Origin of the sequence: Streptomyces sp. CLV115 (assembly GCF_038448545.1) — a bacterium.
Taxonomy (GTDB): domain Bacteria; phylum Actinomycetota; class Actinomycetes; order Streptomycetales; family Streptomycetaceae; genus Streptomyces; species Streptomyces sanglieri.
Map to the genome: position 1 here is coordinate 21,409 of NZ_JBCEWQ010000117.1, position 6,534 is coordinate 27,942.

Annotated in this window: 5 protein-coding genes and 1 pseudogene; 2 read left to right on the forward strand and 4 right to left on the reverse strand. The window is 72.8% G+C overall.

What is annotated here, in order from left to right:
- Positions 1-168: 168 nt before the first annotated feature.
- Complete coding sequence (locus tag AADR41_RS30445) at positions 169-1,071, reverse strand: A/G-specific adenine glycosylase (protein ID WP_342284712.1); 903 nt, start codon at positions 1,069-1,071, stop codon at positions 169-171.
- A gap of 144 nt (positions 1,072-1,215) precedes the next feature.
- Positions 1,216-1,863, reverse strand: coding sequence for a phosphatase PAP2 family protein (locus tag AADR41_RS30450; protein WP_342284713.1), 648 nt, complete (start codon positions 1,861-1,863; stop codon positions 1,216-1,218).
- A 208-nt stretch (positions 1,864-2,071) separates the two neighbouring features.
- Between AADR41_RS30450 and AADR41_RS30455 the strand changes: the two genes are divergently transcribed.
- Complete coding sequence (locus AADR41_RS30455; RefSeq protein WP_342284714.1) at positions 2,072-2,890, forward strand: hypothetical protein; 819 nt, start codon at positions 2,072-2,074, stop codon at positions 2,888-2,890.
- 260 nt (positions 2,891-3,150) lie between these two features.
- Here the strand turns inward: AADR41_RS30455 and disA are convergent, their stop codons facing one another.
- Both disA and radA read right to left on the reverse strand, forming a co-directional pair.
- The gene (gene disA / locus AADR41_RS30460) at positions 3,151-4,275 is read right to left on the reverse strand and encodes a DNA integrity scanning diadenylate cyclase DisA (RefSeq protein ID WP_266731937.1); all 1,125 of its coding nucleotides are present in this window, start codon (positions 4,273-4,275) and stop codon (positions 3,151-3,153) included.
- Positions 4,276-4,355: 80 nt separating this feature from the next.
- Positions 4,356-5,768, reverse strand: a complete 1,413-nt coding sequence (gene radA, locus AADR41_RS30465; RefSeq protein ID WP_342284716.1) for a DNA repair protein RadA — start codon at positions 5,766-5,768, stop codon at positions 4,356-4,358.
- Positions 5,769-5,963: 195 nt separating this feature from the next.
- Here radA and AADR41_RS30470 point away from each other — a divergent pair.
- Positions 5,964-6,534, forward strand: a pseudogene (locus AADR41_RS30470) (hypothetical protein); the annotation flags it as partial.

A 6,534-nucleotide genomic window follows, 5' to 3' on the forward strand; every position in this document is an offset into this window, starting at 1 on the left:
CCTCCGTCCCCGTGTATCCCCGTAGAACCGCCGCCGGCACTCGTTCTGCCGGGCTGACGGGGAAGACGCTACGGAGCTGTTGTCACGAGGCTGTGCGGAGCAGCCATACGCCGACGCACGGCTGTCCATCGGTTGTGTAACAGCGGGGGAGCGGGGCGGGTACGGAGCTCAGCTCAGCGGCAGCCGGTACTGCCCGTCGGCCAGCGGTTCGACCAGGCCGTCGGCGACCAGGCCGTCCAGTGCGCGGGCGCGTTGCACCGGCTCGTCCCACACCGCGTCCAGCGCCGACTGCGGCACCGGTGTCATGGCGTCGCGCAACACGGCGAGCAGCCGCCCGCGCACCTGCCGGTCGGTGCCGGCGTAGGTCTGGCCGCGCCGCGGGGGCCCCTGGTGGGCGGGCTTCCCGGCCAGCCGCCAGGCGCACTGCCCGGAGATCGGGCACCGGTTGCAGTCCTCGTTCTTCGCGGTGCAGACGAGGGCGCCGAGCTCCATCGTCGCGGCGGCCCAGCGGGCCGCCCGTTCGTCCTCGTCGGGCAGGAGCGCGCGGGCGAGCTTGCGCTCGGCGGCGGTGGTCGCGTTCGGCGGGTACTGGATCCCGGACGCGGCCCGGGCGAACACCCGGCGGACGTTGGTGTCGAGCACGGCGTGCCGCTGTCCGTACGCGAACGAGGCCACGGCCGCCGCGGTGTACTCACCGATCCCGGGCAGTGCGAGCAGCTGACCGTGCTCGCTCGGTACGTCGCCGCCGTGCCGCTCCGTTATGGCCTGCGCGGCCCCGTGCAGGCGGAGCGCCCGGCGGGGGTAGCCGAGCCGGCCCCAGGCACGGACCGCCTCGCCGGGCGGCTCGGCGGCCAGGTCGGCGGGGCGGGGCCAGCGGGCCAGCCACTGTTCGTACACCGGGAGGACCCGGTTCACGGGGGTCTGCTGCAGCATGAACTCGCTCACCATCACACCCCAGGCGCCCGCTTCGGGGCGGCGCCAGGGCAGATCGCGGGCGTGCTGGTCGAACCACCCGATGACGGGAGAGTGGAGGGAGGCGGGGGGCGTCTGTGTCGCAGTCATGGCAGTCATCGCACTGCCGATCCTGGCACGGAAGCGCGGACGACGGACGAGCGCACGGTGGTGTCGCCCCTCGTGGGGGCCCTTGGGGTGATAATGCCACCCGTCCGCGCCCCGGGGGTCCGGCAACCGGCCCAAGCGGGCGCCCCCGGGCCGTCAGTGCCGCTTCCCCCGTCGCCGGGAGCGGCGGGCCGGCGCCGCGCCCGGCCCCGAGGCCCAGGCCGCCACCGGCGCCCCGCTGCCGCGTACCGTCCGGGCGAGCGACTCCGCCGGGCGGCGCAGTACGGCGACCGCCAGGGCGGAGACGGTGGCGCCCAGCAGCAGCCCGACCGCCACGTCATGCGGATAGTGCACGCCGACGAAGACCCGGGAGAAGGCCATCAGCAGGGCCATCGGCACGGTGAGCCAGGCCAGCCGGGGGCGGGCGATCGCGAGGGCGACCGCCGCTGCGCCGGCGATCGCGGAGTGGTTGCTGGGGAAGGACCAGTCGCCCGTCGGCGGGCAGGTCACCAGCGAGGCCGCCGCCCCGGCGACCGACCGGCACGGGCGCTCCTCGTCCACCACCGACTTGAGCACCTCGCTGACCACATAGCCGAAGGCCGTCGCGACGGGTGCGAGCACCGCCAGTGCCAGGGCGCCGTCGCTCAGGCGCCGGGCACGCCACCACCCGGTGACGAACAGGACACCGAAGAGGAGGAGTCCGAGCTCCGTCCATATCTCGGCCAGATGCTGCACCCATGACGGCATGTCATGTGCGAAGTCGGCGATGTCCCGGTAGAGCGGCGCGGTGACTGAACTATCCATGTGACAGAGGGTAGTCAATGAAACCTGGTGTTCATCCGGGCGTCGCCCGGCGGCCATCCCGGCGGGCGGTGAGGAGGCCGTCCGGAAGGCGAACTGGGCGGCTGTACAGGGCCGGAACGGGCCGTCCGTGATGATGATCCGTAAAACTTGCGGCTCTGGGCGGCGGGTGGGGCGGGAGTTGGCGCCGATCTCTCGTACAGTTTGAGCCGTGGGATCTTTGCGTAATCCGATCGGTCCGCTTCCCTCCACCATCTACTGGCGACGGAGGGCCGTAGCGGCGACGCTCGTTGCGCTGCTCGCGCTGCTGATCGTGTGGGTCGTCACCTCGGGCGGGGACAAGAAGACCAAGGACGACTCCCGCCCCGCCGGTTCGGGCCCCGCGCAGGAGATCACGCCGGGCCCCGACGGATCGGGCCCGGCCATCAGCCAACAGCCCGGCGGACGCGACGAGTCGGACGACTCGGGCGGCGGTTCCGGCGGAGGCTCGGGCGACGGCGGTACGGACGCGGGTTCCGGCGGCGGTACGGGCGACGGCGGGACGGGCCCGGGCGGCCAAGGTGCCGGTTCCGGCGGCCCGGGCGGCGGCGGTACGGCAGGCCAGCAGGTCCCGGCCTCCTCCCCGCTCCCCGACTGCACCCCCACGGCACTCCGGTTGAGCCTGAGCACCGAACTCGAATACGCCCCCGGCGAGAAGCCGAAGTTCGAACTGGTCGTCAAGAACACCTCGGCCACCACCTGCAAGGCCGACCTCGGGCCCAAGAGCGCGGTGCTCACCATCACCGAGGCCGGCGGCGACGACGACCAGGTGTGGTCCTCCAAGGACTGCCCGCGCAACGCGGCCGGGCTGCTGCTGAAGGTCCCGGCGGGCGCGACCGTCGTCCACACCGTGGAGTGGGACCGCAGGAAGAGCTCCCCGCAGTGCGCGACGCCGCCCGCGGGGACGGCGGGGCCCGGCACGTATCTGGTCGAGGCGAAGGCGCCGGGCGAGCCGGTGCAGCGCGCCTCGTTCGTCCTCGCGAAGGACTGAGCGGCGCGCGGACGCCGGCGCACACGGCCCCGCCGCAGGGGCCCGGCCCGGCAGACGCGGCAGGGCCCGGCAGACGCGGTGGGTCCGGTGTGCGGGGCGGGACCTGGCAGACGCGTGGGTGCGGCGCACGGGGCGGGACCTGGCAGACGCGGTGGGTCGTCCGGTGTGCGGGGCGAGACCTGGCGAACGCGGTGGGGCCCGGTCTCCCGGGCCCCGATCGTTCTGTCCGCGCCGACTGCCGGACGACTGCCGGACGACAGCTACACGTAGCGTTCGAGGATCGACGACTCGGCCAGCCGGGACAGCCCCTCGCGCACGCTGCGCGCCCGCGCCTCGCCGACGCCGTCCACCGTCTGGAGGTCGTCCACGCTGGCGGCGAGCAGCTTCTGCAGACCGCCGAAGTGCTCCACCAGCCGGTCGATGATTGCCCCGGGCAGCCGCGGCACCTTGGCCAGCAGCCGGAAGCCGCGCGGCGAGACCGCCGAATCCAGCGTCTCGGGCGAGCCGCTGTAGCCCAGGGCCCGTGCCACGACCGCGAGTTCGAGCAGTTCGGTGTGGGAGAGCGCGTCCAGCTCGGTCAGCGCCTCGGCGACCGTGCGGGACCGCTTGGCGGTCGGCTCCGGCACGTAGTCGCGCACCACCAGCTCGCGCTCCGGCTCGACACCCGCGATCAACTCGTCCAGCTGGAGCGAGAGAAGCCGGCCGTCGGTGCCCAGCTCGACCACGTACTCCGCGATCTCGGTCGCGATCCGGCGGACCATCTCCAGCCGCTGCGCGACGGCCGTCACGTCCCGGACCGTCACCAGGTCCTCGATCTCCAGCGCGGAGAGCGTGCCCGCGACCTCGTCGAGCCGGAGCTTGTAGCGCTCCAGGGTGGCGAGGGCCTGGTTGGCGCGGGAGAGGATCGCGGCGGACTCCTCCAGGACCCGGCGCTCCCCGTCCACGTACAGCGCGATCAGGCGCATCGACTGGGAGACCGAGACGACCGGGAAATTGCACTGCTTGGAGACCCGGTCCGCGGTGCGGTGCCGGGTGCCGGTCTCCTCGGTGGGGATGGAGGCGTCCGGCACCAGCTGCACGCCGGCGCGCAGGATCTTGGTCATGTCCTTGTCGAGGATCAGCGCGCCGTCGAGCTTGGCCAGCTCGCGCAGGCGGGTCGCGGTGAACTCCACGTCCAGCACGAATCCGCCGGTGCACATCGATTCGACGGTCTTGTCCATGCCGAGCACGATCAGCCCGCCGGTATTGCCGCGGAGGATGCGCTCCAGGCCGTCCCGCAGCGCCATTCCGGGCGCCACGGCGCTCAGCGAGGCGCGCATGAGCGCCTCGTTACCGGTGCCTTGGCCGGACTTTCCGGGCGATGCTGCCCGGTCGTTGGCTGCCACTGCACTCCTCCGGTCACAGGTTTGCGGTGCCCTTACGTCCCTCGTACCGTTCGTACGGACGGGCGAGACCAGGGCAAAGTCTACCGGCGTGCGCCCTCCTCCTGGGGGGCCTGTGCCCGAGACCGGCGCGGGAGGACTCTCAGCGCGTCGCCCATGTTGGCGACTTCTGTGACCTTCATACCGGCCGGGACCTTGCCCGGATCACTCGGAACCAGGGCGTGCGTGAAGCCCAGACGGTGTGCCTCGGCCAGCCTGCGCTGGACCCCCGTGACCCTTCTGACCTCGCCCGCGAGGCCCACCTCACCGATCGCCACCAGGTTCTTGGGCAGGGGGGTGTCGCTCGCGGCGCTGGCCAGCGCCAGCGCGACCGCGAGGTCCGCGGCGGGCTCGGAGAGCTTCACACCGCCGACCGTCGCGCTGTAGATGTCCCGCTTGCCCAGCGAGCTGATCCGGCCGCGCTGCTCCAGGACCGCGAGCATCATCGAGACCCGGGACGTCTCCAGACCGGAGGTGGTGCGCCGGGGCGAAGGGATCTGGGAATCGACCGTTAGCGCCTGCACCTCGGCGACGAGCGGCCGCTTGCCCTCCAGGGTGACGGTCAGACAGGTGCCGGGCACGGGCTCGTCGCGCCGGGTGAGGAAGAGCCCGGAGGGGTCGGCGAGGCCGGTGATGCCCTCGTCGTGCAGCTCGAAGCAGCCCACCTCGTCGGTCGCGCCGTACCTGTTCTTGACGCCCCGTACGAGCCGCAGGCGGGCGTGGCGGTCGCCCTCGAAGGAGAGCACCACGTCGACCAGGTGCTCCAGCAGCCGGGGGCCCGCGATCGCCCCCTCCTTGGTGACATGGCCGACCAGGAGCGTCGACATGCCACGCTCCTTGGAGGCCCGGATGAGCGCGCCGGCGACCTCCCGGACCTGCGCCATGCCGCCCGGCGCCCCGTCGATCTCGGGCGAGGCGACGGTCTGCACGGAGTCGAGGATGAGCAGCGAGGGCTTGACGGCGTCGAGATGACCGAGGACCGCGGACAGGTCGGTCTCGGCGGCCAGGTACAGATGGTCGTTGATCGCCCGGATCCGGTCGGCGCGCAGCCGCACCTGGCTCGCGGACTCCTCGGCGGTGACGTAGAGCGTGCGGTGCTCGTCGCTCGCGGCCTTGGCGGCGACGTCCAGCAGCAGCGTCGACTTGCCGACGCCGGGCTCGCCCGCGACGAGCACCACGGCACCCGGCACGAGGCCGCCGCCGAGCACCCGGTCCAGCTCGCCGACGCCGGTGGACCGGGCGGTGGCCTGCCGGCTGTCGACCTGGCCGATGGGGAGCGCGGCGGTGCTGACCCGGCCGGCCGCGGTGGTCCGCACGGCGGGGGCGCCGCCGAACTCCTCGACCGTCCCCCACGCCTGGCATTCGGGGCAGCGGCCGAGCCACTTGGCGGTCGTCCAGCCGCATTCGGTGCAGCGGTAGGACGGCCGGTCCTTCGCGGATTTCGTACGGGCAGCCATGGCGCAACCGTATAGGTGGGGTACGACAACGCCGCCGGGTCCGGCCGGAAGGCCGGCGTGCGCCCGCGCCAGAGGCGTGGCGCTTCCGGCGGAATAGTTAATTCCTGTCCCCTTTTGAGGGATACGTTCACCCGTAAGGATTAAAAGTGCTCAAGGGGAGCGAAAGGTGTGCCCTGCGCTGCCTACGGTCGCAAGGTGACGAGCAGCGGTCTGGAGCCACCCACGCAAGCCACCGGCGCACACCGGGCGCGGCACGATGCGCCCCGTCTCTCGGCGCACTCATCGCCGTGTCGCCCGCCCGCCCGGTACGAGCCGCATCTCGACGGCCTGTTCACCTACTGCCTCTCCGTGCTGTGCGACCACGATGCCGCCACCGAGGCGCTCGGCGGTGTGCTCGCGATCGCGGAACGGCAGGACGGCCGGTGCCCGGCAGGTGAGGAGGAACGTAAATCCTGGCTGTACGCGCTGGCCAGATGGATGTGTCTGCGCAGGCTCGCCGAGCAGAAGGCCGAGCGGGGCAAGGGCCGTCAGGCGCACCGGCACAAGGCCGGGAAGCAGCCGGGCAGGCTCTCCGTGAAACAGGCGAAGCCGGCATCGCACTCCAAGCCGGTGTCGCAGTCCAAGCCGTCCAAGCAGGAGACGAAGCGGGCGGGCGGGCCTCCGGGCAAACAGTCCTCGGGCGGCGCGGTCGTCCAGGGGGCGCGCGCCGTGCGCCGTACGCCCCCGGCCGTTGCCGCGAATGCCCCCGCCCCCGGCGCGGTCGTGC